The sequence below is a fragment of the Pseudomonas sp. FSL R10-2189 genome (assembly GCF_009600325.1).
Lineage (GTDB): Bacteria > Pseudomonadota > Gammaproteobacteria > Pseudomonadales > Pseudomonadaceae > Aquipseudomonas > Aquipseudomonas helleri.
The window spans coordinates 386,825-407,662 of sequence record NZ_WIVZ01000001.1; the positions used below are offsets into that span (position 1 = coordinate 386,825).

Consider the following 20,838-nt stretch of genomic DNA (forward strand, 5'->3'; position numbering starts at 1 on the left):
CGCCTCACCTCAGCTGCCCAGTTGTACACTGCCCTCAGGTTGTTTTGCAATTCTCAGTGAACGCGGGGCATTACTGCCCACGTGTGCACAGCTGGACTGTGAGATGAAGTTGCGACGATTGTCTGTCTGGGAGACCGAGCGTCATGCTCGGCTTTCCGTTACAATGCGCCACCGTGCCGACAACTGAGTCGGAAAGTTCAGCCGAGGTGCTCCATGGATATCATCGAAACTATCAAAGATCAGATTGCCAACAATACCGTTCTGCTTTACATGAAAGGCGCTCCGAATGCCCCGCAGTGTGGCTTTTCGGCTAAAGCGGCCCAGGCCGTCATGGGCTGCGGTGAGAAGTTCGCGTACGTGGACATCCTGCAGAACCCTGAAATCCGTGCCAACCTGCCTAAATACGCGAACTGGCCGACCTTCCCGCAACTGTGGGTAGGCGGTGAGCTGGTTGGCGGTAGCGACATCATGGCTGAAATGTTTGCAGACGGCTCTTTGCAGACGTTGATCAAAGAAGCGACTGCAAAAGCGGCCGCGGCCAAAACTGAAGCTTAATGGCTGACGTTGCTGCTACTTGAGTGATCAAGTAGCAGCCCATAAAAAAGCCCCGCCTCTGTATAAACAGGGCGGGGTTTTTTTGTGGGCGTTAGTTACTCGCCCATCTGCGATTGCAGGTAATTCTCAATACCGATTTTATCGATCAGGCCCAACTGAGTTTCCAGCCAGTCGATATGTTCTTCTTCGGATTCCAGAATATCTTCCAGAAGTTCACGGCTACCAAAGTCGCCAACAACTTCGCAATGGGCGATGGCTGCTTTGAGGTCAGCGTGGCCGGTACGCTCAATGCGCAGGTCGCACTCAAGCATTTCTTTGGTGTGTTCACCAATGTGCAGCTTGCCCAGGTCTTGAACGTTCGGCAGGCCTTCCAGGAACAGGATGCGCTTGATCAGCTTGTCAGCGTGCTTCATCTCGTCGATGGATTCGTTGTATTCGTGTTTGCCTAACTTTTCCAGGCCCCAATCTTGATACATACGTGCATGCAAGAAGTATTGGTTGATCGCAACCAGCTCGTTACCGAGGATTTTATTGAGGTGCTGGATGACTGAAATATCGCCTTTCATCGCGAGGGCCTGCCTTAGTTAACCGTATATAAGGCAGAGTTTGATCTGCGTATTAACGACTGTCAAACCTAAGTGTTTGAATAATAAATGAAAATTAATCGGAATAAGAATGTTTGTGTTCCGCGTTTTGGCCCTAAGTACTTGAATTTTTGGCATAAAAAAACCGGACGTTAAGTCCGGTTCATTAGAAACTTGATAATTACGCTGCAGAAAATTCTGCTGGAAAACCCAAGGCTGCCTGGCTGGCTTGAAGCGAGGTCAGGGTTTCGCGAACCACTTGCTTGGCCAGGCAAGCACATTTGCCGCATTGGCTGGCGACGCCGGTGGCTTCGCGCACTTCTCGGTAGCTGCAGCAACCTTCGTAGATTGCATCGCGGATTTTTCCGTCAGTAACGCCAGTGCAGAGGCAAACGTACATAAATAAGAACCATCGCTGGTTGGGATTCAATGAAACGGATCTTAATGTTAACGAGAATGATTGTCAAAGTAGATTGGGGCACGGCGGGGGTTTGTTCAGGTTGTGCAGACGAACGGTGTATGATGCCGCTCTTTTTACGCGGTGATCAGGTCGCAAGCCTGTTGTTTCTCAAGGGCTTTGCAGCCGGGTCCCGTTTTTCACGTCGCACCCAGGAGATATCCAATGAGCGTACTCGTAGGCAAACAAGCCCCTGACTTCACCGTCGCAGCCGTACTCGGCAATGGCGAAATCGTTGATAGCTTCACGCTGTCCTCTGCTATCAAAGGCAAATACGGCCTGGTGTTCTTCTACCCACTGGACTTCACCTTCGTTTGCCCATCGGAGCTGATCGCTCTGGATCACCGTATTCCTGATTTCCAGGCGCGTAACGTTGAAGTGGTTGCAGTCTCTATCGACTCCCATTTCACTCACAACGCATGGCGCAACACCCCGGTGAACAATGGCGGTATTGGCCAGGTGAAATACACCATGGCTGCCGACATCAACCACGCGATCTGCAAAGCCTACGACGTTGAAACTGAAGGCGGCGTAGCACTGCGCGGCGCATTCCTGATCGATGACAAGGGCGTTGTTCGCTCCCAGATCGTTAACGACCTGCCACTGGGCCGCAACATGGACGAGCTGCTGCGTCTGGTTGATGCACTGCAATTCCACGAAGAGCACGGCGAAGTGTGCCCGGCTAACTGGAAGAAAGGCGACAAAGGCATGACCGCTTCGACTGAAGGCGTTGCGGCTTACCTGACTGAGAATGCTGGCAAGCTGTAAGCTTTTTGGCGGCATAAAAAAACCGGACCCTGGGTCCGGTTTTTTTATGCGCGGTGATTAGCCCGAAAGACGTGATCAGTCGTTGAAGTCTTTCCAGCCGCCCATTTGTTTCCAGCTGTTGACGATGCCACAGAACAGCTCAGCGGTTTTTTCGGTGTCGTAACGCGCCGAGTGCGCCTCACGTCCGTCAAAATCGATGTCAGCTGCCTGGCAGGCCTTGGCCAGAACGGTCTGGCCATAAGCCAAGCCAGCCAAGGTTGCGGTGTCGAAGCTCGAAAACGGGTGAAACGGGTTACGTTTCATGTCCAGACGCGCCACGGCCGCATTCAGAAAGCCCAGGTCGAAGCTGCTGTTATGCCCCACCAGAATGGCGCGTTTGCAACCATTGGCCTTCAGCGCTTTACGCACCCCCCGGAAGATGTCGGTCAGCGCTGTTTCTTCACTGACCGCCATACGCAGCGGATGATCCAGCTTGATGCCGGTGAACTCCAGGGCTGCGGCTTCGATGTTGGCGCCTTCAAAAGGCTCCACACGGTGGAAATAGGTGTGTTCCGGGAACACAAAGCCTCTTTCGTCCATGCCGATGGTGACGGCAGCGATTTCCAGCAGCGCGTCGGTAGCGCTATTGAAACCGCCGGTTTCAACATCGATTACGACCGGCAGATAGCCGCGAAAGCGCTCGGCCATCGGATGGCGCGAACCGCCGCCATGACCGCCATCGTGCTCGTCATCAAAATGGTCGTCGCTCACGCGTTTTCCTCCAGCAGGCGCCAGCGCAGTTTTTCACCGGCGCGCAGCGGGATTACGTTCAGCTCACCGAAAGGCAGGCTGCTTGGGGCGGTCCACTCTTCGCGAACCAGGGTGATGTATTCGGTGCTCGGTGCCAGGCCGTAGAAACGCGGGCCATTCAAGCTGGCAAAGGCTTCGAGCTTGTCCAGCGCATTGCGCTGTTCAAACGCTTCGGCATAGAGCTCGATAGCAGCATAGGCGGTATAGCAACCGGCACAACCGCAGGCGGCTTCTTTGGCATGCTGGGCATGCGGTGCCGAGTCAGTGCCCAGAAAGAACTTCGCACTGCCGCTGGTGGCCGCATCCAGCAGGGCTTCCTGGTGGGTGTTGCGCTTGAGGATCGGCAGGCAATAGAAGTGCGGGCGAATACCGCCAACCAACATGTGGTTGCGGTTGTACAGCAGGTGATGCGCGGTAATGGTTGCGCCTACGTTGGCCGAAGCCTCGTTGACGAACTGGACCGCGTGCGACGTGGTGATGTGTTCAAACACCACTTTCAACGTCGGGAATCGCTCCACAACACGACGCAAATGCTCTTCGATGAAGACCTTTTCGCGATCGAACACGTCGATATCGGCGCGGGTCACTTCACCGTGGATCAGCAAAGGCATACCCACTTCGGCCATGGTTTCCAGGACCGGGAAGATCGCATCGATGCTGGTCACGCCCGAGTCGGAGTTGGTTGTTGCGCCAGCCGGATACAGCTTGGCAGCGTGTACATAGCCGCTGGCTTTGGCTGTACGAATGTCTTCTGGCTGTGTTCGGTCGGTGAGGTAGAGCACCATCAGCGGTTCGAAACGGCTGCCAGCCGGGCGAGCAGCGAGAATGCGCTGTCGATAGGCATCGGCTTCAGCTGCGTTACGCACCGGAGGTACGAGGTTAGGCATGATGATGGCGCGGCCAAAGGTGCGCGCAACATCCGCCACAGTGTGAGGCAACACAGCACCATCGCGAAGATGAATGTGCCAGTCGTCGGGACGCAGCAGGGTCAGGCGGTCAGACATTGGGGGATTCCAGGCGGGTCAAACTGATGCGAATGCTACCGGAAAAGACTCTCTCAGGCACTCGCTATCAAGTTTTAGCTGCGTTAACCGATACATTCGAGGTATGTCGTAAAAACGGTGAACGGTGTTTTGCCAGTACCCATCTGCGGAGCCCTCAGTGCGCCAGCGTTATTTCATCCTCCTCAGCTTGTTTGCCAGCGTTCCTGCCATGGCCCTGACTTTCCAGACCCGACTGGAGAATGTGGAGTGGAAAGTGGAAGGTGACAAATTTGAGTGCCGCCTGATCCAGCCGATCACTGATTTTGGCGCCGGGGTGTTTGTGCGCCGCGCCGGAGAGCAGGCTGTCTTCCGTCTCAATGCCTACAACTCGGTATTGGGCGAAGGTTCGGCAACGTTATTAGCTGCAGCGGCGCCGTGGCAGCCGGGGCGCGGTGATATCGATCTGGGCACCGTGCGCATCGGGCGTGGCAATGTGCTGTTCAATAGCTCGCAGGCGCAGGCCGGTCGTTTGTTTCGCGGATTGCTGGAAGGGCGTAGCCCGCTGATCAGGCATTACTCGGCGACGGGCGGTTTGTCGGAAGTCCGCCTTCTGCCCGTGAGATTTCGCCAGGCTTATGGCGATTATGAAGCCTGTACCACCAAGCTCCTGGCCAAGAATTTCGATCAGGTCCGGCAAAGCCAGATCGGTTTTCCGGGGAGCGGCAATGAACTGGATGCCAAGGGCCGCGCTGATCTGCAGATCATGCTGGAGTACATGAAGGCCGACCCCACGGTTAACCACGTCATGCTGGACGGTTATTCGGATAATTCCGGTAATCGGTTGACCAACCGAGAGCTGTCCCGGCGTCGCGCTCTGGCGGTCATGAACTACCTGCAGGAAAACGGCCTGCAGGAATCGCAGATCACGATGCGTTTTCATGGCGAGCAATACCCATTGGTGCCCAATACCAGTGCGGCTAATCGGGCGAAAAATCGCCGTGTCAGTGTGCGCCTGGAGCGCATGCCAGAGCCTCCCAAGCCGCCCCCTGCGGTGGGAAATACCAATCCTGCGACGCTGTCTTGAGGTTTTTTGGCGTCGTGTTGCTGAAAGTTACTGTCGCTTTGTCGTCTTAAGCTGTCGCCCCTCTGTAAATTAAGCCCCGCGGGCGGTAGACTGCTCGGCTTTTAGAACAACCCGTGGAGTGATGGCATGGCGGACGTAAACAAGGTCGTTCTGGCTTATTCGGGCGGCCTGGACACTTCGGTGATCCTGAAGTGGCTGCAGGATACTTATAACTGTGAAGTCGTAACCTTTACCGCTGACCTGGGTCAGGGCGAAGAGGTTGAGCCTGCACGTGCCAAGGCGCAAGCCATGGGCGTCAAGGAAATCTACATCGACGACCTGCGCGAAGAGTTTGTCCGCGATTTCGTGTTCCCAATGTTCCGCGCCAACACTGTTTACGAAGGCGAGTACCTGCTGGGTACCTCTATTGCGCGTCCGCTGATCGCCAAGCGTCTGATCGAAATCGCTAACGAAACCGGTGCTGATGCTATTTCTCACGGCGCAACCGGCAAAGGTAACGATCAGGTTCGTTTCGAGCTGGGTGCCTATGCACTGAAGCCGGGCGTAAAAGTGATCGCTCCTTGGCGTGAGTGGGATCTGCTGTCGCGTGAAAAATTGATGGATTACGCAGAAAAGCACGCGATCCCGATCGAGCGTCACGGCAAGAAAAAATCCCCGTACTCGATGGATGCCAACTTGCTGCACATCTCCTACGAGGGCGGTGTACTGGAAGACACCTGGACCGAGCACGAAGAAGACATGTGGCGTTGGACCAAGTCGCCAGAAAACGCGCCGGATACCCCTACTTATCTGGAACTGACCTACCGCAATGGCGATATCGTTGCGCTGGACGGTGTTGAAATGACACCTGCGACCGTTCTGGCCACGCTGAACCGCATCGGTGGCGAAAACGGTATCGGTCGTCTCGACATCGTTGAGAACCGTTATGTCGGCATGAAGTCCCGTGGTTGCTACGAAACCCCGGGCGGCACCATCATGTTGCGTGCGCACCGCGCCATTGAGTCGATCACTCTGGACCGCGAAGTGGCCCACTTGAAAGACGAGTTGATGCCCAAGTACGCCAGCCTGATCTACACCGGCTACTGGTGGAGCCCTGAGCGTTTGATGCTGCAACAAATGATCGACGCTTCTCAGGTGAACGTTAACGGCGTGGTACGTCTGAAATTGTACAAAGGCAATGTGATTGTTACCGGTCGCAAGTCTGACGATTCGCTGTTTGATGCCAATATCGCAACGTTCGAAGAAGATGGCGGCGCTTACAATCAGGCCGACGCTGCTGGCTTCATCAAGTTGAATGCCTTGCGTATGCGTATTGCTGCTAACCGGGGTCGCAAGTTGTTCTAACCGCACCTGCATAAAAAACCCGGCCATTGGTCGGGTTTTTTTATGCTTGAAAATCATAAATAAAGGCGGGTTAGTCATCTTTTCAGCTCAATGTATTGAGCTGGCGGGTTTGCGTGTTGTAAGTAATGACCATGGCATCTCCTAAATGCGATGAGATGTTTGTATCAAGTTCGAGGCGTTGCTGGTGACTCCACTGAGCCGTCAATGGGCTACTGGTTAGCAGGAGTAAAATATCGTTCTTGTGCAGGCGCTCTTTTTTTGGATGTGCCATTTCGTAGTAAGTCTGCAGAATATCCCCCAAGGTGTGGTCATTGTTCAGTCTTAAAGAAGGGTGGCTGAAATCGATCAGATACAAACTGCTTGGAACTTCTTCATTCTGCGGTAATTGATGACCCTCATGTATTGAGTGAGTTTTTTTATGTGTAGCCTTTTCTATTATTGAGTCGTAGTCCCTGTGTCCTTGTGGCAGAAAGATAAAATTTTTAGGGCTGTAGGAAATGAATTTTATCCCTGGTTTGGAGAGCAGTGGTGCTGACAGGGATGCAGTTGCACAGGGGGCTTCGGCTGGTCTTGCGCGCGCGATGCGGCCCTCCGGCCCTAGCGGTTCGGGTGTTTCGCGGACGTTCTCCTTGGGATAGTCCATGGGGGTGTAAAGGGTTTTGTTATTGAAATTAAGGGTCAAAAAAAACAAGGTGATCAAAACTGAAGGGAACACAATTAAGAACCAGACATATATTTTTTGATTTTCCCTGTCGATATACGGCAATGAAACCGCTGCAGAGGCTTCAGTTAACATTGAAAAAATAGCAATGACAGTGAGCGGGTTATTCACCCGTATTTTATTTTTTATCATGGTGTGGCCTGCGGATAAATTCTGGTTAGAGTAAAAGCTATAGAAGTGCTTTAACAAGCGTGTTGCTTTTGTATCGAGTGCTAGCAGTTGTCGCAGTTATAACCTGTGCAGATACGAAGTTGAAGGTATGCGGCAGGGGCTTGTCTTAAATTTAGTCGTGGCTTTATGAAACTGCAAATCAAAAGTTTTTTGTATTTATTATTTCTATAGGACGTCCTGTGATCGAGGAATTGGTTTGCTTTTTTGTAGGATTAGTCCGGGTTAAGAGGTGATTTGTGCTAGTAGAACTGGGAGCTCAGTTTTTTTATGTGAGATATGGCGTGGAGGGAATAAGTAACATTTTAGTATTCCGTTAAATTAATTTTTGGTCAGGGTCGAGGTGCCGGTTTGAAAGGGGGGGAGGGGTATGTCGTTCGATCGTATTTTAAGGGCTTTCCGAATGCCTTGTAGTCTTCTTCTTTAAGTTTGAAATGGTAATATTTTTTTCTAAAAAAAGAGTAGATTTTAACTGGATTGGTTTTTTCCAAAGGGGGGGTGAGAGGTACTGTTTATCTATATGAGTTCTGGATAGAGATTGACCAGGAGCTGAAGGGGGATGTTTTTTTTTGATTGGGTTGAGTCGGTCTTTCTATTGGAGTACGGTTAAATTGAGCGAATGAATAACTAAAGTAGAGGGTTGAAACATGGTGTGTTTGGGCTCAGGCGGTTGTATATCGTATCAGCTGTTTTTGGTTTTGACCTTTGAAACTGCTGCATTTGAAGGAAAAGGAGGTTGGTTGCTGTTTGAATGAGTTAGCAATAAAGGATGATGGGCGCCAGGGTTTGGTAGTACTTGGGTCAGGCCAATTATTGGTATTCAGGATGTAAGCCAACGTCTTTTTTGAAGCTTGATCAAGGATGTTGCCGATAGTTATTAGAATTGAACTCTTAATATAAAGATCGGCCTGTGTGATTTCCTCGTGTGTCGGTTAAGTGAGGGGTAGGGTGGGAGTGTGATCTTTATGAGTGATTTATTCGTAGGGCAAATCTTTATTGTGCGTAGGAAATGTCTTTGGTTGTTGGTGCTTGGGGGGGGGCACTATGCCCAGGGTGTTGTGACTAGGCTATTGTGCTGACTCTAAAATTCGAACAGCGAAAAAATTGGAATTACCCATGAATAAAGTGCTGATCGTGGATGATCATCCTGTAATTCGTCTTGCTGTGCGTATGCTCATGGAACGACATGGCTACGAAGTTATCGCAGAGACGGATAATGGAGTGGATGCTTTGCAAATGGCGCGTGAGTACGCGCCGGATATTGTAATTCTGGATATTGGTATTCCCAAACTCGACGGGCTTGAAGTTATTGCGCGACTTTCAACACCCGCGATTCCTATAAAGGTGCTAGTGCTGACTTCACAAGCTCCCGGTCATTTTTCAATGCGTTGCATGCAGGCCGGTGCGGCAGGTTATGTATGCAAGCAGCAGGATTTAACCGAGCTTTTAAGTGCCATCAAGGCTGTGCTTTCCGGTTACAGTTATTTTCCTAACCAAGCGTTGCATTCAGTGCGCTCAAGCTTGGGGAATGCCAGTGAAGCCGATATGGTGAACCGTCTCTCTGGTCGAGAAATGATGGTATTGCAGCAGTTGGCGCGCGGTAAGAGTAATAAGGAAATAGCGGATGGCATGTTTCTGAGCAACAAAACAGTCAGTACCTACAAAACGCGTCTACTGCTCAAGCTCAATGCTCGCTCACTGGTTGATCTTATTGAGCTGGCACAGCGAAATGGCTTGGTGTGAGTGGCAGGGGTGAGGAGCGGCTTGCTCCACAACCCCCTTAACACCAAAAGCCTCCGGGCAGGAGGTTTTTGGTGTTAAGCGCTGACGATTACAAGTCGTAGGGATAGTCTTCGAGCTCTTTCTGGAGTCTTTTTTCAGCCAGCAAGGCGTCTATCGTACGGCGTTTAGCCAAGTTGGTTTTAGCGACTTCGACTGGGCGCTCTGTCAATTCAGCGTCGTCCGGGTCGGTCGTTGGAAAATCCTCTACTTCCAGTTGTTCTTTGCCAGTGCTCATTCAGTTCACTCCAGGCTAAGACATTCAATGGCGCCCCTTATAGCGATAAACGCTTTACGGGTAAAAAAGTTTTTCTCAATCGATCCGCCCATAAAACCTCTATCGCTCAATCGTCGGAGGTTTTTTCCTTGAAATCGCACAAGTCTTCAATGCGGCAACTCCCGCAGCGTGGCTTGCGTGCCTGGCAAACGTAGCGACCATGCAAGATGAGCCAGTGATGGGCATCGAGCAGGTACGGCTTAGGCACGAATTTGATCAATTGCTGTTCAACCTCGACCACATTTTTGCCTGGCGCTATTCCGGTTCGGTTACTGACCCTGAAGATATGGGTATCTACGGCCATGGTCAGTTGCCTGAAAGCGGTGTTGAGCACCACATTGGCTGTTTTTCGTCCTACACCTGGAAGTGCTTCAAGCGCCTCCCGCGTTTGGGGTATCTCACTGGCATGTCGCTCGATGAGCAAGCGGCACGTTTCAATCACGTTTTTGGCCTTGCTGTTGTACAGGCCAATGGTCTTGATGTATTCCGACAACCCTTCCACCCCCAAAGCGTAGATGGCTTCTGGGGTATTGGCGACCGGGAACAATTTTGCCATGGCCTTGTTCACGCTGACGTCAGTGGCCTGCGCCGAAAGAATGACTGCTATCAGCAGTTCGAAAGGCGATGTGTAGGCCAGTTCAGTTTTTGGCTCTGGATTGTCTTCGTGAAACCGACGGAAGATTTCAAGGCGCTTTGCGGCATTCATGGGTAAAAACTTTTCCTGGAGAGCAGTCCGTTAATCGAAGAGAAACGTATCTCGTGACGGCAAGCTATCAGCTTTTGGTTGGGGCTAAAGCGTTGAGTGTCTGTTCTGCTCGTAGCACGGCGTCATTCAAAAGTGCGAGCTCAGCGCTGGTGTGTGCCTGCGTCTGCGCCTTTTTAAGTGCTGCCCGGTGCATGGCCAACTGAATTTTTGCCCGCTTGAGATCTGCAGTACCGCTGCTGGGCGCAGGCACCGCTATCACCGGGGCGGCCTCCAGTTGCGCCAGGCCTTTTTCGGCAGCCTCAAATTGTGCTTGCAGGACAACCAGTTGTGCCTGCTGCGGGGCCGTCGGCGGGTGACCAAAGGCTTTGAGCGATTTATGCAGTTGGGCGCGAGCCATGGCCAGGGTGACCTTGGCTTTTTTAAGCGCTGCATCGCTGAGCAAGGAGGGCTCTGTCTGCGATGGCTCAAGCGCCAGGGTGTCAGCAGGCGCCACAGGTGCTCGTTGAGCCCGCGCCAGGCGTTCTGCCTGACGTTGCTGTTCATCTCGTCGTAGACGTTCGTCACGTCGCTCGAAACGGCTACGGGCGTGGTTGCGCTTGTCAGTGCGTGCATTGAGCTGCTCTTGCGTCTGTGCAAGCCCGCCGACGATGGGGATCACATTGGCGGGTAGCGGTCGCATTTCGATGCAGTCGACAGGGCAGGGCGCAACGCACAGGTCACAGCCGGTGCATTCATCGACAATCACCGTGTGCATGAGCTTGGCGGCGCCCAATATGGCGTCCACCGGGCAGGCCTGAATGCACTTGGTGCAACCAATGCATTCAGCTTCACGAATAAAGGCCACCTGGGCTGGTGCCACGCCGCGCTCGGTGTCGAGTGCTATAACGGGAATGCTCAACAGGTTGGCCAGCGCAGCGATGGTTTCAGTCCCGCCGGGGGGGCATTTGTTAATGGCTTCGCCCTGGCTGATGCCTTCTGCGTAGGGTTTGCAGCCAGGATGCCCGCATTTTCCGCATTGGGTTTGCGGTAATAAGGCGTCAATACGTTGAATCAGGCTCATGGTGTGATCAGTCCAGCGACAGCGAGCCGCGCCCGGGCGACAGTCATCCTGCGCAGTGAGTAATGAGTGCGAGGCGGTTAAACGAACGGCGCTGATTATCCGACATGGCGGGAGGGGAGGCTACAACGAACATCTGCCAGCGACGTGCAGGCCGCTGGCAGATGAGGAGGGCGTGTTACTTGATGCGTTGACCAGGCTTGGCACCGCTGTCCGGGCTTAGCAGGTAAATTTCTTCACCGCCAGGGCCCGCCGCCATGACCATGCCTTCAGAAACCCCAAAACGCATTTTGCGGGGTTTAAGGTTGGCAATCATCATGGTCAAGCGACCTTCCAGCTCAGCCGGGTTCGGGTAGGCGCTTTTGATGCCCGAGAACACGTTGCGCTGTTCGTCGCCGATATCCAGGGTCAGACGCAGCAGCTTGTCAGCCCCTTCGACAGCCTCGGCCTTGAGGATCAAGGCGACGCGCAGGTCAACAGCGGCAAACGCGTCAAACTCGATTTCGGCTGCCAAAGGCTCTTTGGTCAGCTCGCCATTGCCTTTTGGCGCAGCAGTACCGGTATCGGTCTGGCTGGCGATCAGGTCTTCTTTGGACGCGTTGACCATGGCTTCCACGTGCGCCGGATCGATACGCGTCATCAGCGGTTTGAAGGCATTTAGCTGATGGTTGGCGACCAAGGTGCTGTGGTCGTCCCAGGTCAAAGGAGACACATTCAGGAACGCTTCGGCATCGGCTGCCAACTGCGGCAACACCGGCTTGAGGAAGATGATCAACTGGCGGAACAAGTTGACGCCCAAGGCGCACACGGCCTGGACTTCGTCTTGCTTGCCTTCCTGCTTGGCCATGGCCCAAGGCGCCTTTTCGGCGATCCAGGCGTTGGCACGGTCGGCCAGCGCCATGATTTCACGCATGGCGCGCGCGAAGTCACGGGCTTCGTAAGCATCGGCAATGCTTGGTGCTGCAGCCAAGAAGGCTTCGGTCAGCTCAGGCGCTGCGTTGCCTTCAACCATCACACCGGCATTGCCTTTGTGGATGAAGCCTGCACAACGGCTGGCAATGTTAACCACTTTGCCGATCAGGTCAGAGTTGACCTTTTGCACGAAGTCTTCGAGGTTCAAGTCCAGGTCATCGACGCCACGGCCCAATTTGGACGCGTAGTAGTAGCGCAGGTATTCCGGCGACAGGTGATCAAGGTAGGTACGCGCCTTGATGAACGTGCCACGGGACTTGGACATTTTTTGACCGTTAACGGTCAAGTAGCCGTGAACGTTGATCGCGGTAGGCTTGCGATAGCCTGCGCCTTCGAGCATAGCTGGCCAGAACAGGGCGTGGAAGTTCACGATGTCCTTGCCGATGAAGTGGTAAAGCTCGGCGCTGGAGTCTTTGTTCCAGTACGCGTCGAAGTCCAGCTCTGGGCGGCGTTCGCACAGGTTCTTGAAGCTGGCCATGTAGCCGATCGGCGCGTCCAGCCAGACGTAGAAGTACTTGCCTGGCTCGCCCGGGATTTCGAAACCGAAATACGGCGCATCGCGGGAGATGTCCCACTCTTGCAGGCCGCTATCCAGCCATTCGGCGATTTTGTTTGCGACCGCATCTTGCAGTGCGCCGCTTCGTGTCCAGCTTTTGAGCATGGCTTCGAAGTCGGGCAGCTTGAAGAAGAAGTGCTGGGAATCCTTGAGAACCGGTGTGGCACCGGAAATCGCCGACTTCGGATTTTTCAGGTCCGTCGGAGCGTAAGTTGCGCCGCATTTTTCGCAGTTATCGCCGTACTGATCATCAGTGCCGCATTTAGGGCAGGTGCCCTTGATGAAGCGGTCGGCCAGGAACATTTTCTTTTCCGGGTCGAAGTACTGAGTAATCGAGCGCGTGGCGATATGGCCGGCTTCGCGCAGCTTGATGTAAATCGCACTCGACAGCTCACGGTTTTCTTCGGCGTGAGTCGAGTGATAGTTATCGAACTCCACGAGGAATTCGGAGAAATCGGCGCAGTGTTCGGCCTGCACGTTGGCGATCAGTTGCTCAGGTGTGATGCCTTCTTTCTCGGCACGCAACATGATGGCCGAGCCGTGGGCGTCGTCTGCGCAGACATAAGTGCATTGGTTGCCGCGTTGCTTTTGATAGCGCACCCACATATCGGTCTGGATGTACTCAAGCATATGGCCAAGGTGGATTGAACCATTGGCATAGGGCAGGGCGCTGGTGACGAGGATCTTGCGTGGCTCGGACATGGGGCTCGGCTACTTGATGAGACGGTGGTCGGCCACTATAAAGCGCCGGGCAATATATTTCACCCCGTGGGCGGCTATCTGATGCTTTCTGGTGTTTTTGAGCGGTTCAAAAGCCTGCGCCAGGTGATTTATTACAGGTACGATAGCGACTTGTTTCACTCAGCCTTTTTCGGGAGTTGCCCATGAGCGCAGTCAATCGCGCAGCGGTGGAGGCCGTCCTTCGCCAATACACCGACCCATATTTGAACCAGGATCCGGTCAGCGCCGGGTGTGTACGTCACATTGAAGTCCAGGGCGAGCATGTCAATGTTCAGCTCGAACTGGGTTATGCCGCCGGCCTGTTCAAGAATGGCTGGGCGCAAATGCTGCAAATGGCCATTAGCAATCTGGATGGCGTGTCCTCGGCCAAGGTTGAGATTACTTGCGTGATTGCCCCGCATAAGGCGCAGGCGCAAATCCCGGGGCTGGCCAATGTGAAAAACATTGTGGCCGTTGCCTCAGGCAAAGGCGGCGTCGGTAAATCCACCACGGCTGCCAATCTGGCGCTGGCGCTGGCGCGTGAAGGTGCGCGGGTGGGGATTCTGGACGCCGACATTTATGGCCCAAGCCAGGGCGTGATGTTCGGTATCGCTGAGGGTACCCGCCCGAAAATCCGTGATCAGAAATGGTTTGTGCCGATTGAGGCGCATGGCGTTGAGGTCATGTCGATGGCTTTTCTGACTGACGACAACACGCCGATGGTCTGGCGCGGCCCCATGGTGTCGGGCGCCCTGTTGCAGTTGGTGACCCAAACCGCCTGGAATGACCTCGATTACCTGGTGATCGACATGCCGCCCGGCACGGGCGATATCCAGTTGACCTTGGCACAGAAAGTCCCGGTGGCGGGTTCTGTGATTGTGACGACGCCGCAAGACCTGGCCTTGCTCGACGCGCGCAAGGGTGTCGAAATGTTCCGTAAGGTGAACATTCCGGTCCTGGGCGTTGTAGAGAACATGGCTGTGCACATTTGCTCGAACTGCGGTCACGCAGAGCATTTGTTCGGTGAAGGTGGTGGCGAGAAACTGGCGACCCAATATGGCGTGGAAGTTCTGGCTTCATTGCCGCTGGCGATGGAAATCCGCGAGCAGGCTGATAACGGCAAGCCGACCGCGATTGCCGACCCCAATAGCCCGATAGCCTTGATCTACCAAGAACTGGCCCGACACGTCGGTGCACGGATTGTTCTGAGCGAAGCCGCCACCCAGGCCATGCCGACCATTACCACCAGCGACGACTGATACCCCGTAAACCCCTGTAGGAGCGAGCTTGCCTCGCGATCTTTTTAAATGATCAAAAGATCGCGAGGCAAGCTCGCTCCTACAAGGTCTTTAAACGACAGGCATAAAAAAACCCCGCTTTTAAGGGCGGGGTTTTTTACTGAATCAGTACAAGTTAGATAACTTGAACTTCCTCAGCTTGCATGCCTTTCTGACCGCGAGTAGCGATGAAAGAAACCTGTTGGCCTTCTTTCAGGCTCTTGAAGCCGTCGGATTGGATTGCTTTGAAGTGAACAAACAGGTCGTCACCGGATTGTGGAGTGATGAAGCCGAAGCCTTTTTCATCGTTGAACCACTTAACGGTACCAGTTTGGCGATTAGACATGGTGTAACTCCTTGAACAAAGATAACTGCGACGCAGGAAGAGCCCTGGCCGAGACTGAGTGCAAAGAGCAGGAAAAATTCTTGGAGATGGTTGGATCGAAATTCAACATATCGTGTAGAGATTCTCAGTGACACAAGCAGCACAGTGGCGCCACCTTACCCCTTTTTCCGGAACGTGCAAAGGGTCTTTGCGAAGGTTTCTCGAAAAACGTGACTGATGGTTGCCCGTACAGCCTGTATTCAGTGCGCCTACAGCTATTTTCAAGAATTTCCCCCCAGCCTTTGAACCGAAACCCCGGCCCCGGTAAGATGCCGAACAGAATTTTTCCACCTCGCTATTCAGGACACCCCCGCCATGAGCATCAAATCAGACAAGTGGATTCGCCGCATGGCGCAAGAGCACGGCATGATCGAACCTTTCGTTGAGCGTCAGGTGCGCGGCGAAGGGGCTGATCGTCTGATTTCTTACGGCGTGTCGAGCTACGGTTATGACGTGCGCTGTGCCAATGAATTCAAGGTGTTCACCAACATCAATTCGGCCACCGTTGATCCGAAAAACTTCGATGAAGGCAGCTTTGTCGATGTCACCAGCGATGTGTGCATCATCCCGCCCAACTCCTTCGCCCTGGCGCGCACCGTTGAATACTTCCGTATTCCACGCAACGTGCTGACCATTTGCCTGGGTAAAAGCACCTACGCACGTTGCGGCATCATCGTTAACGTGACGCCGCTTGAGCCAGAGTGGGAAGGCCACGTAACGCTGGAGTTCTCGAACACCACCACGCTGCCTGCCAAAATCTATGCAAACGAAGGTGTGGCGCAGATGCTGTTCTTCGAATCCGATGAAGAATGCGAAGTGTCGTACAAGGATCGTGGCGGCAAGTACCAAGGTCAGCGCGGCGTGACTTTGCCACGTACCTGACGAACAGCAGGAATTTCTGAGCGAAAAAGCACTCTATTGACTGTATTCCGGTTTCGCACCTCAGCGAACCGGACATCGCTCAGGAGTGCCCCATGAAGATCGATCCGAGTATCCGCGCCAAACTGGCAAACCTTGAGCCCAATCAGGTTGGATTATTGGCCTGGTCGCTACTCGCGTATCCCCAGTTGCATGCAGGTGGCATTCCCGGCCAGCCTGATCCAGACACCCCGCAACCCACCGAACCTGGCGTGCCCACACTGCCGGATGAAGCTCCGCCTGCCCCAGTGGCGTAAATAGCCGTCTGTAGCTGCTGCATTGTCAGCAGCTACACGAACAGGCGTTACTTCAAGTTGCCGCTCAAAAACTGGCGCAAACGTTCGCTCTGAGGGTTGTCCAGCACGTCACTTGGCGGACCTTGTTCCTCAATCAATCCTTGGTGAAGGAACACCACTTGACTCGCCACTTTGCGAGCGAAGTTCATTTCGTGGGTCACCATGATCATGGTCCGGCCCTCTTCGGCCAGCCCCTGAATCACCCTTAAAACTTCACCCACCAGCTCCGGGTCCAGTGCCGAGGTCGGCTCATCGAACAGCATCACCTCGGGTTCCATCGCCAATGCTCTGGCAATAGCAACACGCTGCTGCTGGCCACCAGACAGAAAGGCCGGGTATTGATCGGCCACTCTGGAAGGCAAGCCGACTTTGTCCAGATAACGTCTTGCTCGCTCTTCGGCGTCTTTTTTACTGACCCCCAGCACCCGATGCGGTGCCAGGGTAATGTTTTCCAGCACCGTCATGTGGCTCCACAGGTTGAAGTGCTGAAACACCATGGCCAGCCGGGTACGCAGGCGTTGCAACTCAGCATCGTCAGCAACCCGCATGCCGTTTTTGTCGCTGATCATGCGAATCAACTTTCCATCAAGGCTGATGGCGCCATCGTTGGGTGTTTCGAGAAAGTTGATGCAGCGCAAAAAGGTGCTCTTGCCCGAGCCGCTGGCGCCAATCAGGCAGATCACGTCCCCGGTTTTCGCCTTGAGCGACACACCCTTGAGCACTTCATTGTCGCCATAACGTTTGTGCAAGCCGTCGACGCTGAGTTTGTACATGCACACCTCAAGCAGAGAGTAGGTAGCCGCTGCGATAGGCTTCACGCCCCGCGACATGGGCTATCACCATGCCTGCGGTGGCCATACGCCTTACCGAGCGGGCGTAAACGAGGCCTTCGCGGGTGGTGTAAACCGGGGTGAGGCGGTCGCTGACAGGGTCGATAACGTCCGCCACCAATTGACCGGCGCTCAGGTAATCGCCGGGTTTGACGTGAAACACCAGCACGCCCCCGGCTGTTGAGGCGACGGGCTCGACGCCGGCCAGCGGGGTAGCGGGGTACAGCAGCTCAGGCAAACGGCTGGCCTGGCCTTCAATCGCGCCGAGCGTGATCAGGTAATCAATCAGCGCCTGGCAATCCTGCTCGGCGAGGGCGTGGCTGACGTCACCTTGGCCGCGCAACTCCACGGTCACCGAGAAACTGCCCTGTGGAATCTCAAAGCTGCCCTCAAAGCGCTGCTGCAACGTCCACCACAGCAGGGTGAAGCACTCATCAAACGACAAGCCGCCCGAGTCCGTTGCCAGCAGGCTGGCTTGGGCTCCAAGGTAGCGCGCCAACGGCTCAACCTGCGACCAGGCCTCAGGCGTGGTGTACAGGTGAGGCACGGCTTCAAAGTCGCAGTGCAGGTCCAGTACCACATCCGCATCGCACGCCAGGGTTTGCAAGGTCAGACGCTGAGATTGCAGCTGGGTTGCCGGCACCTGTGCGGCCAGCGCCTTGCGCAGGTGCTGGCGGATGATCTGCCGGTTTTGCTCAGGGTCGGGGGTCAGCAGCCCTTCGATTTCATCACCGATCTGCGTGCTCAAGTCCAGAAAGTTGCGGTTGAAGTTCTGCCCGCTTTCCAGCTCATAACGCCCCAGCGGGATGTCCATGACCACTTGTTCCAGCCCGATCGGGTTGGCCACGGGTACCACCACGATTTCGCTGCGCAGGCGACCGGCGCTTTCCAGCTCGGCCAAGTGTTTTTTCAGGTGCCAGGCCACCAGCATGCCGGGCAGTTCATCGGCATGCAGTGAGGCTTGAATGTAGATCTTGCCCTGTGGCTTGGGCGGGCCGTAGTGGAAGCTGTGAATCTGCCTCTCGGTGCCTGGAACAGGGGCCAGCAAAGGATGGGTTTGATGTTGCGCCATGGTTGAGTCCTAGTGAGCAGGGCCGAGAAAAGCCAACCAGCGGCGTTCCGCCAGTCGAAACAAACCGACCAAAATAAAGGTCACGCACAAATAGATGATGGCGGCGATGCCGAACGACTGGAAGGTCAAAAAGGTCGCTGAGTTAGCGTCCCTTGCGACTTTCAACACGTCAGGGATCGTTGCGGTAAAGGCCACGGTGGTTGAATGCAGCATCAGGATCACCTCATTGCTGTAAAACGGCAACGAGCGACGTAAGACTGAGGGCATGATGACGTAGGCATAAAGCTTCCAGCCACTGAGGCCGTACGCTTTGGCCGCTTCAATTTCGCCGTGGGCCATGCTGCGAATGGCGCCAGCAAAAATCTCTGTGGTGTAGGCGCAGGTGTTGAGGGCGAAGGCCAGCACCGTGCAGTTCATGGCATCGCGAAAGAACTCATTGAGCAGCGGTTGGGCGCGAACGGCGGCGATGCTGTAGATCCCGGTATAGCAAATCAGCAGTTGTATATACAGCGGGGTCCCGCGAAACACATACGTGTAGAACTGCACGGGCCAACGGATCCAGCGTCTGGATGAAACCCTGGCGATAGACAGTGGTATGGACAGCACAAAGCCGATGATCAGCGCGGCGCTCAACAACCACAGCGTCATTGCCAGCCCGGTAATGTGGTTACCGTCGCTGTACAGAAACGGCCGCCAGTACTCCTGCAACAACTCGATCATCGTACGGCCTCCCGGCAGCCCACGGCATAACGGCGTTCCAGCCGCCGCAAAACCACATTCGAGGCGCTGGTGATTGCCAGATAGATGAGTGCGGCAATCACTAAAAAGTAAAACAGCTCATAGGTGCTTTTACCCGCATCCTGGGCTGCCTTGACCAGATCGGCCAAGCCAATGATCGACACCAGGGCTGTGGCCTTGAGCATCACCATCCAGTTATTGCCAATGCCTGGCAGGGCGAAGCGCATCATTTGCGGGAAGACTACAAAGCGAAAGCGTTGCCAGCGTTTCAGGCCGTAGGCGGTGGCCGCTTCGACCTGGCCACGTGGCACCGAGAGAATCGCGCCCCGAAAGGTTTCGGTGAAATACGCGCCGTAGATAAACCCTAGCGTGATCACGCCTGCGCTGAACGGGTTAATTTCGATGTAATCCCAATCCATGGCATCTGTCAGGCTGGTCAGCCAGGTTTGCAGGCTATAAAAAATCAGCAGCATCAGTACCAGGTCCGGTACGCCGCGAATCAGGGTGGTGTAGAGCTGGGCCGGTAGACGCAACAGCCGCAGGCTGGAGAGTTTGGCGCTGGCGCCTAGCAGACCGAGCAACACGCTCACGGCCAGCGACAGGACCGATAACTTGATGGTCATCCAGGTGCCTTCCAGCAGCAGGGGGCCGAACCCCTGCAAGCTGAGGGCAGACAGTCCAAGGTTCTGTACGAGGTTTTCAAACATGGCAGTCGAACCCGAGGCGTTGAAAAAGGCACCCATGCGCGCATGGGTGCCAGCGCGTTATTTGCCGCTGTACAGATTCAAGTCGCCGAAGTGCTTTTGCTGGATTTTGGCGTAGGTGCCATCATCGTGTAACGCTTTGATACCTTTGTTCAGCAGGGTTTGTAGCGCTTGGTTACCTTTGTTGATACCCACCGCGGTTTTGGATGGCAGCAGAGGGTCGTCAATGGCTGCGCTGATTTCGTAACCGGCACCTTGTGGCGATTTCAGAAAGCCCAGTTCGGCTTGCAGCATGTCTTGCACTGAGGCGTCGAGACGGCCGGAAATCAGGTCGGCATAGACTTGGTCCTGGTTGGCATAGGCCTGAGTTTTGACCCCGGCTTTGTCCAGCACCGCCTTGGCGTAGGCTTCCTGGATGGTGCCTTGTTCGTAGCCTACGGTTTTGCCTTTGAGCGAGGCGGTATCAGCGCTCAGCCCGGAGCCTTTTTTGTACACCAGCGATGTCGGGCCGGAGAACAGCTCGTTAGAGAAGTCGATGACTTTTTCGCGGGTCGGGGTCACGGTCATTGACGAGATGACACCGTCGAATTTGTTGGCTTTAAGCCCGGGCACCATGCCGTCGAAGTCGGATTCGACCCATTTGCACTTCACTTTCAACTCGGCGCAAATGGCGTTGCCCAAGTCGATATCAAAACCCACCAGGCTGCCGTCAGCGGCCTTGGACTCAAAGGGTGCATAAGACGGGTCTACACCAAAGCGCAGCTCTTTGTACTCTTTGGCCAAAACAGAACCCGCAGCCATGCATAAAGTCAGTGCAGAAAGGGCCAGAAATGCTTTTTTCATTGTTCAATCCCTAATAACCGGTTGCTGGAGCGTAACGACGTCAGAGACGAAGCAATAACCGAACCACATGGGGTTGAGGGGGCGTTTAAAGCCGAGAAGGGAGTAAAAAACGGCGGTTGTGCGCTACAAAAGCGCGCTGAAAAAGGCGTGATCCAAAACAGTGCGCTGTTCAATGATGCCCCTGTGGGAGCGGGCTTGCTCGCGATGAGGCAACACGGTGTGTCAGTGACACCTTGTTGATTCAATCGCGAGCAA

23 protein-coding genes are annotated in these 20,838 nt (G+C 54.5%); 8 read left to right on the top strand and 15 right to left on the bottom strand.

The features are described 5' to 3' along the window. Positions 1-213: 213 nt before the first annotated feature. Positions 214-555: a Grx4 family monothiol glutaredoxin gene (gene grxD, locus GHO32_RS01755; RefSeq protein WP_123751896.1), complete on the top strand. Its 342-nt coding sequence runs from the start codon at positions 214-216 to the stop codon at positions 553-555. Positions 556-650: 95 nt separating this feature from the next. On the opposite strand, the gene bfr is transcribed toward grxD, so the two are convergent. Both bfr and GHO32_RS01765 read right to left on the bottom strand, forming a co-directional pair. After that, positions 651-1,121: a bacterioferritin gene (gene bfr / locus GHO32_RS01760; protein WP_048369419.1), complete on the bottom strand. Its 471-nt coding sequence runs from the start codon at positions 1,119-1,121 to the stop codon at positions 651-653. 199 nt (positions 1,122-1,320) lie between these two features. After that, entirely contained in the window at positions 1,321-1,539 is a 219-nt protein-coding gene (locus tag GHO32_RS01765; protein WP_048369420.1) for a bacterioferritin-associated ferredoxin, read from the bottom strand. Between the two features lie 222 nt (positions 1,540-1,761). Between GHO32_RS01765 and GHO32_RS01770 the strand changes: the two genes are divergently transcribed. After that, positions 1,762-2,364 (top strand): peroxiredoxin, encoded by a 603-nt coding sequence (locus GHO32_RS01770; RefSeq protein ID WP_153333760.1) that lies wholly within the window; start codon positions 1,762-1,764, stop codon positions 2,362-2,364. Positions 2,365-2,439: 75 nt separating this feature from the next. Here GHO32_RS01770 and rnt read toward each other — a convergent pair whose 3' ends face one another. Both rnt and pyrC read right to left on the bottom strand, forming a co-directional pair. Beyond that, positions 2,440-3,114, bottom strand: a complete 675-nt coding sequence (gene rnt / locus GHO32_RS01775) for a ribonuclease T (protein ID WP_262124873.1) — start codon at positions 3,112-3,114, stop codon at positions 2,440-2,442. Next, a complete protein-coding gene (pyrC, locus tag GHO32_RS01780) occupies positions 3,111-4,157 on the bottom strand; it encodes a dihydroorotase (RefSeq protein ID WP_153333764.1) in 1,047 nt (348 codons plus the stop codon). Before pyrC ends, rnt begins: the two co-directional genes overlap by 4 nt. A 157-nt stretch (positions 4,158-4,314) precedes the next feature. On the opposite strand from pyrC, the gene GHO32_RS01785 reads away from it, so the two are divergent. Then, positions 4,315-5,220: an OmpA family protein gene (locus tag GHO32_RS01785; RefSeq protein WP_368668304.1), complete on the top strand. Its 906-nt coding sequence runs from the start codon at positions 4,315-4,317 to the stop codon at positions 5,218-5,220. A 126-nt stretch (positions 5,221-5,346) separates the two neighbouring features. Next, the gene (locus tag GHO32_RS01790) at positions 5,347-6,564 is read left to right on the top strand and encodes an argininosuccinate synthase (RefSeq protein ID WP_048369425.1); all 1,218 of its coding nucleotides are present in this window, start codon (positions 5,347-5,349) and stop codon (positions 6,562-6,564) included. Between the two features lie 82 nt (positions 6,565-6,646). Here the strand turns inward: GHO32_RS01790 and GHO32_RS01795 are convergent, their stop codons facing one another. Beyond that, the gene (locus GHO32_RS01795; protein WP_153333766.1) at positions 6,647-7,417 is read right to left on the bottom strand and encodes a hypothetical protein; all 771 of its coding nucleotides are present in this window, start codon (positions 7,415-7,417) and stop codon (positions 6,647-6,649) included. A 1,152-nt stretch (positions 7,418-8,569) separates the two neighbouring features. Here GHO32_RS01795 and GHO32_RS01800 point away from each other — a divergent pair. After that, positions 8,570-9,196, top strand: coding sequence for a response regulator transcription factor (locus tag GHO32_RS01800; protein WP_123751901.1), 627 nt, complete (start codon positions 8,570-8,572; stop codon positions 9,194-9,196). A gap of 88 nt (positions 9,197-9,284) precedes the next feature. Here the strand turns inward: GHO32_RS01800 and GHO32_RS01805 are convergent, their stop codons facing one another. The 4 genes from GHO32_RS01805 to metG all read right to left on the bottom strand — a co-directional run bounded on the left by GHO32_RS01805 (position 9,285) and on the right by metG (position 13,502). Beyond that, positions 9,285-9,470, bottom strand: coding sequence for a PA3496 family putative envelope integrity protein (locus GHO32_RS01805; protein ID WP_048369427.1), 186 nt, complete (start codon positions 9,468-9,470; stop codon positions 9,285-9,287). A gap of 106 nt (positions 9,471-9,576) precedes the next feature. Further along, a complete protein-coding gene (gene nth, locus GHO32_RS01810; RefSeq protein WP_048369428.1) occupies positions 9,577-10,215 on the bottom strand; it encodes an endonuclease III in 639 nt (212 codons plus the stop codon). A gap of 67 nt (positions 10,216-10,282) precedes the next feature. Beyond that, the gene (rsxB, locus tag GHO32_RS01815) at positions 10,283-11,374 is read right to left on the bottom strand and encodes an electron transport complex subunit RsxB (RefSeq protein ID WP_350579416.1); all 1,092 of its coding nucleotides are present in this window, start codon (positions 11,372-11,374) and stop codon (positions 10,283-10,285) included. A 76-nt stretch (positions 11,375-11,450) separates the two neighbouring features. Further along, positions 11,451-13,502: a methionine--tRNA ligase gene (gene metG, locus GHO32_RS01820; protein WP_153333771.1), complete on the bottom strand. Its 2,052-nt coding sequence runs from the start codon at positions 13,500-13,502 to the stop codon at positions 11,451-11,453. A gap of 182 nt (positions 13,503-13,684) precedes the next feature. Here metG and apbC point away from each other — a divergent pair, with 182 nt between their 5' ends. Next, positions 13,685-14,779: an iron-sulfur cluster carrier protein ApbC gene (gene apbC / locus GHO32_RS01825; protein WP_123751906.1), complete on the top strand. Its 1,095-nt coding sequence runs from the start codon at positions 13,685-13,687 to the stop codon at positions 14,777-14,779. Positions 14,780-14,933: 154 nt separating this feature from the next. On the opposite strand, the gene GHO32_RS01830 is transcribed toward apbC, so the two are convergent. Next, complete coding sequence (locus GHO32_RS01830) at positions 14,934-15,143, bottom strand: cold-shock protein (RefSeq protein WP_002554837.1); 210 nt, start codon at positions 15,141-15,143, stop codon at positions 14,934-14,936. Positions 15,144-15,497: 354 nt separating this feature from the next. On the opposite strand from GHO32_RS01830, the gene dcd reads away from it, so the two are divergent. Both dcd and GHO32_RS01840 read left to right on the top strand, forming a co-directional pair. After that, positions 15,498-16,064 carry a dCTP deaminase gene (gene dcd / locus GHO32_RS01835; RefSeq protein ID WP_019411020.1) on the top strand — a complete coding sequence of 189 codons (567 nt, stop codon included), beginning with the start codon at positions 15,498-15,500 and terminating at the stop codon, positions 16,062-16,064. Positions 16,065-16,156: 92 nt separating this feature from the next. Beyond that, on the top strand, positions 16,157-16,357 hold the full coding sequence (locus tag GHO32_RS01840) for a hypothetical protein (RefSeq protein ID WP_048369432.1): 201 nt from the start codon (positions 16,157-16,159) through the stop codon (positions 16,355-16,357). 47 nt (positions 16,358-16,404) lie between these two features. On the opposite strand, the gene GHO32_RS01845 is transcribed toward GHO32_RS01840, so the two are convergent. From GHO32_RS01845 to GHO32_RS01865, 5 genes are read right to left on the bottom strand one after another with little or no spacing between them, the layout of a single operon-like run. Then, positions 16,405-17,169 carry an ABC transporter ATP-binding protein gene (locus GHO32_RS01845; protein ID WP_123751907.1) on the bottom strand — a complete coding sequence of 255 codons (765 nt, stop codon included), beginning with the start codon at positions 17,167-17,169 and terminating at the stop codon, positions 16,405-16,407. A 7-nt stretch (positions 17,170-17,176) separates the two neighbouring features. Then, on the bottom strand, positions 17,177-18,298 hold the full coding sequence (locus GHO32_RS01850) for a succinylglutamate desuccinylase/aspartoacylase family protein (RefSeq protein ID WP_153333773.1): 1,122 nt from the start codon (positions 18,296-18,298) through the stop codon (positions 17,177-17,179). A 9-nt stretch (positions 18,299-18,307) separates the two neighbouring features. Then, entirely contained in the window at positions 18,308-19,018 is a 711-nt protein-coding gene (locus tag GHO32_RS01855; RefSeq protein ID WP_153333775.1) for an ABC transporter permease, read from the bottom strand. Beyond that, the gene (locus GHO32_RS01860; RefSeq protein WP_153327194.1) at positions 19,015-19,743 is read right to left on the bottom strand and encodes an ABC transporter permease; all 729 of its coding nucleotides are present in this window, start codon (positions 19,741-19,743) and stop codon (positions 19,015-19,017) included. Before GHO32_RS01860 ends, GHO32_RS01855 begins: the two co-directional genes overlap by 4 nt. Before the next feature lie 57 nt (positions 19,744-19,800). Next, the gene (locus GHO32_RS01865) at positions 19,801-20,583 is read right to left on the bottom strand and encodes a transporter substrate-binding domain-containing protein (protein ID WP_153333777.1); all 783 of its coding nucleotides are present in this window, start codon (positions 20,581-20,583) and stop codon (positions 19,801-19,803) included. Positions 20,584-20,838: the final 255 nt, after the last annotated feature.

Bases quoted from the DNA above. Each gene is read 5' to 3' on its own strand.
- grxD (WP_123751896.1), top strand. From the start codon at position 214: ATGGATATCATCGAAACTATCAAAGATCAGATTGCCAACAATACCGTT.
- bfr (WP_048369419.1), bottom strand. From the start codon at position 1,121: ATGAAAGGCGATATTTCAGTCATCCAGCACCTCAATAAAATCCTCGGT.
- GHO32_RS01765 (WP_048369420.1), bottom strand. From the start codon at position 1,539: ATGTACGTTTGCCTCTGCACTGGCGTTACTGACGGAAAAATCCGCGAT.
- GHO32_RS01770 (WP_153333760.1), top strand. From the start codon at position 1,762: ATGAGCGTACTCGTAGGCAAACAAGCCCCTGACTTCACCGTCGCAGCC.
- pyrC (WP_153333764.1), bottom strand. From the start codon at position 4,157: ATGTCTGACCGCCTGACCCTGCTGCGTCCCGACGACTGGCACATTCAT.
- GHO32_RS01790 (WP_048369425.1), top strand. From the start codon at position 5,347: ATGGCGGACGTAAACAAGGTCGTTCTGGCTTATTCGGGCGGCCTGGAC.
- GHO32_RS01795 (WP_153333766.1), bottom strand. From the start codon at position 7,417: ATGATAAAAAATAAAATACGGGTGAATAACCCGCTCACTGTCATTGCT.
- GHO32_RS01800 (WP_123751901.1), top strand. From the start codon at position 8,570: ATGAATAAAGTGCTGATCGTGGATGATCATCCTGTAATTCGTCTTGCT.
- GHO32_RS01805 (WP_048369427.1), bottom strand. From the start codon at position 9,470: ATGAGCACTGGCAAAGAACAACTGGAAGTAGAGGATTTTCCAACGACC.
- nth (WP_048369428.1), bottom strand. From the start codon at position 10,215: ATGAATGCCGCAAAGCGCCTTGAAATCTTCCGTCGGTTTCACGAAGAC.
- metG (WP_153333771.1), bottom strand. From the start codon at position 13,502: ATGTCCGAGCCACGCAAGATCCTCGTCACCAGCGCCCTGCCCTATGCC.
- apbC (WP_123751906.1), top strand. From the start codon at position 13,685: ATGAGCGCAGTCAATCGCGCAGCGGTGGAGGCCGTCCTTCGCCAATAC.
- GHO32_RS01830 (WP_002554837.1), bottom strand. From the start codon at position 15,143: ATGTCTAATCGCCAAACTGGTACCGTTAAGTGGTTCAACGATGAAAAA.
- dcd (WP_019411020.1), top strand. From the start codon at position 15,498: ATGAGCATCAAATCAGACAAGTGGATTCGCCGCATGGCGCAAGAGCAC.
- GHO32_RS01840 (WP_048369432.1), top strand. From the start codon at position 16,157: ATGAAGATCGATCCGAGTATCCGCGCCAAACTGGCAAACCTTGAGCCC.
- GHO32_RS01845 (WP_123751907.1), bottom strand. From the start codon at position 17,169: ATGTACAAACTCAGCGTCGACGGCTTGCACAAACGTTATGGCGACAAT.
- GHO32_RS01850 (WP_153333773.1), bottom strand. From the start codon at position 18,298: ATGGCGCAACATCAAACCCATCCTTTGCTGGCCCCTGTTCCAGGCACC.
- GHO32_RS01855 (WP_153333775.1), bottom strand. From the start codon at position 19,018: ATGATCGAGTTGTTGCAGGAGTACTGGCGGCCGTTTCTGTACAGCGAC.
- GHO32_RS01860 (WP_153327194.1), bottom strand. From the start codon at position 19,743: ATGTTTGAAAACCTCGTACAGAACCTTGGACTGTCTGCCCTCAGCTTG.
- GHO32_RS01865 (WP_153333777.1), bottom strand. From the start codon at position 20,583: ATGAAAAAAGCATTTCTGGCCCTTTCTGCACTGACTTTATGCATGGCT.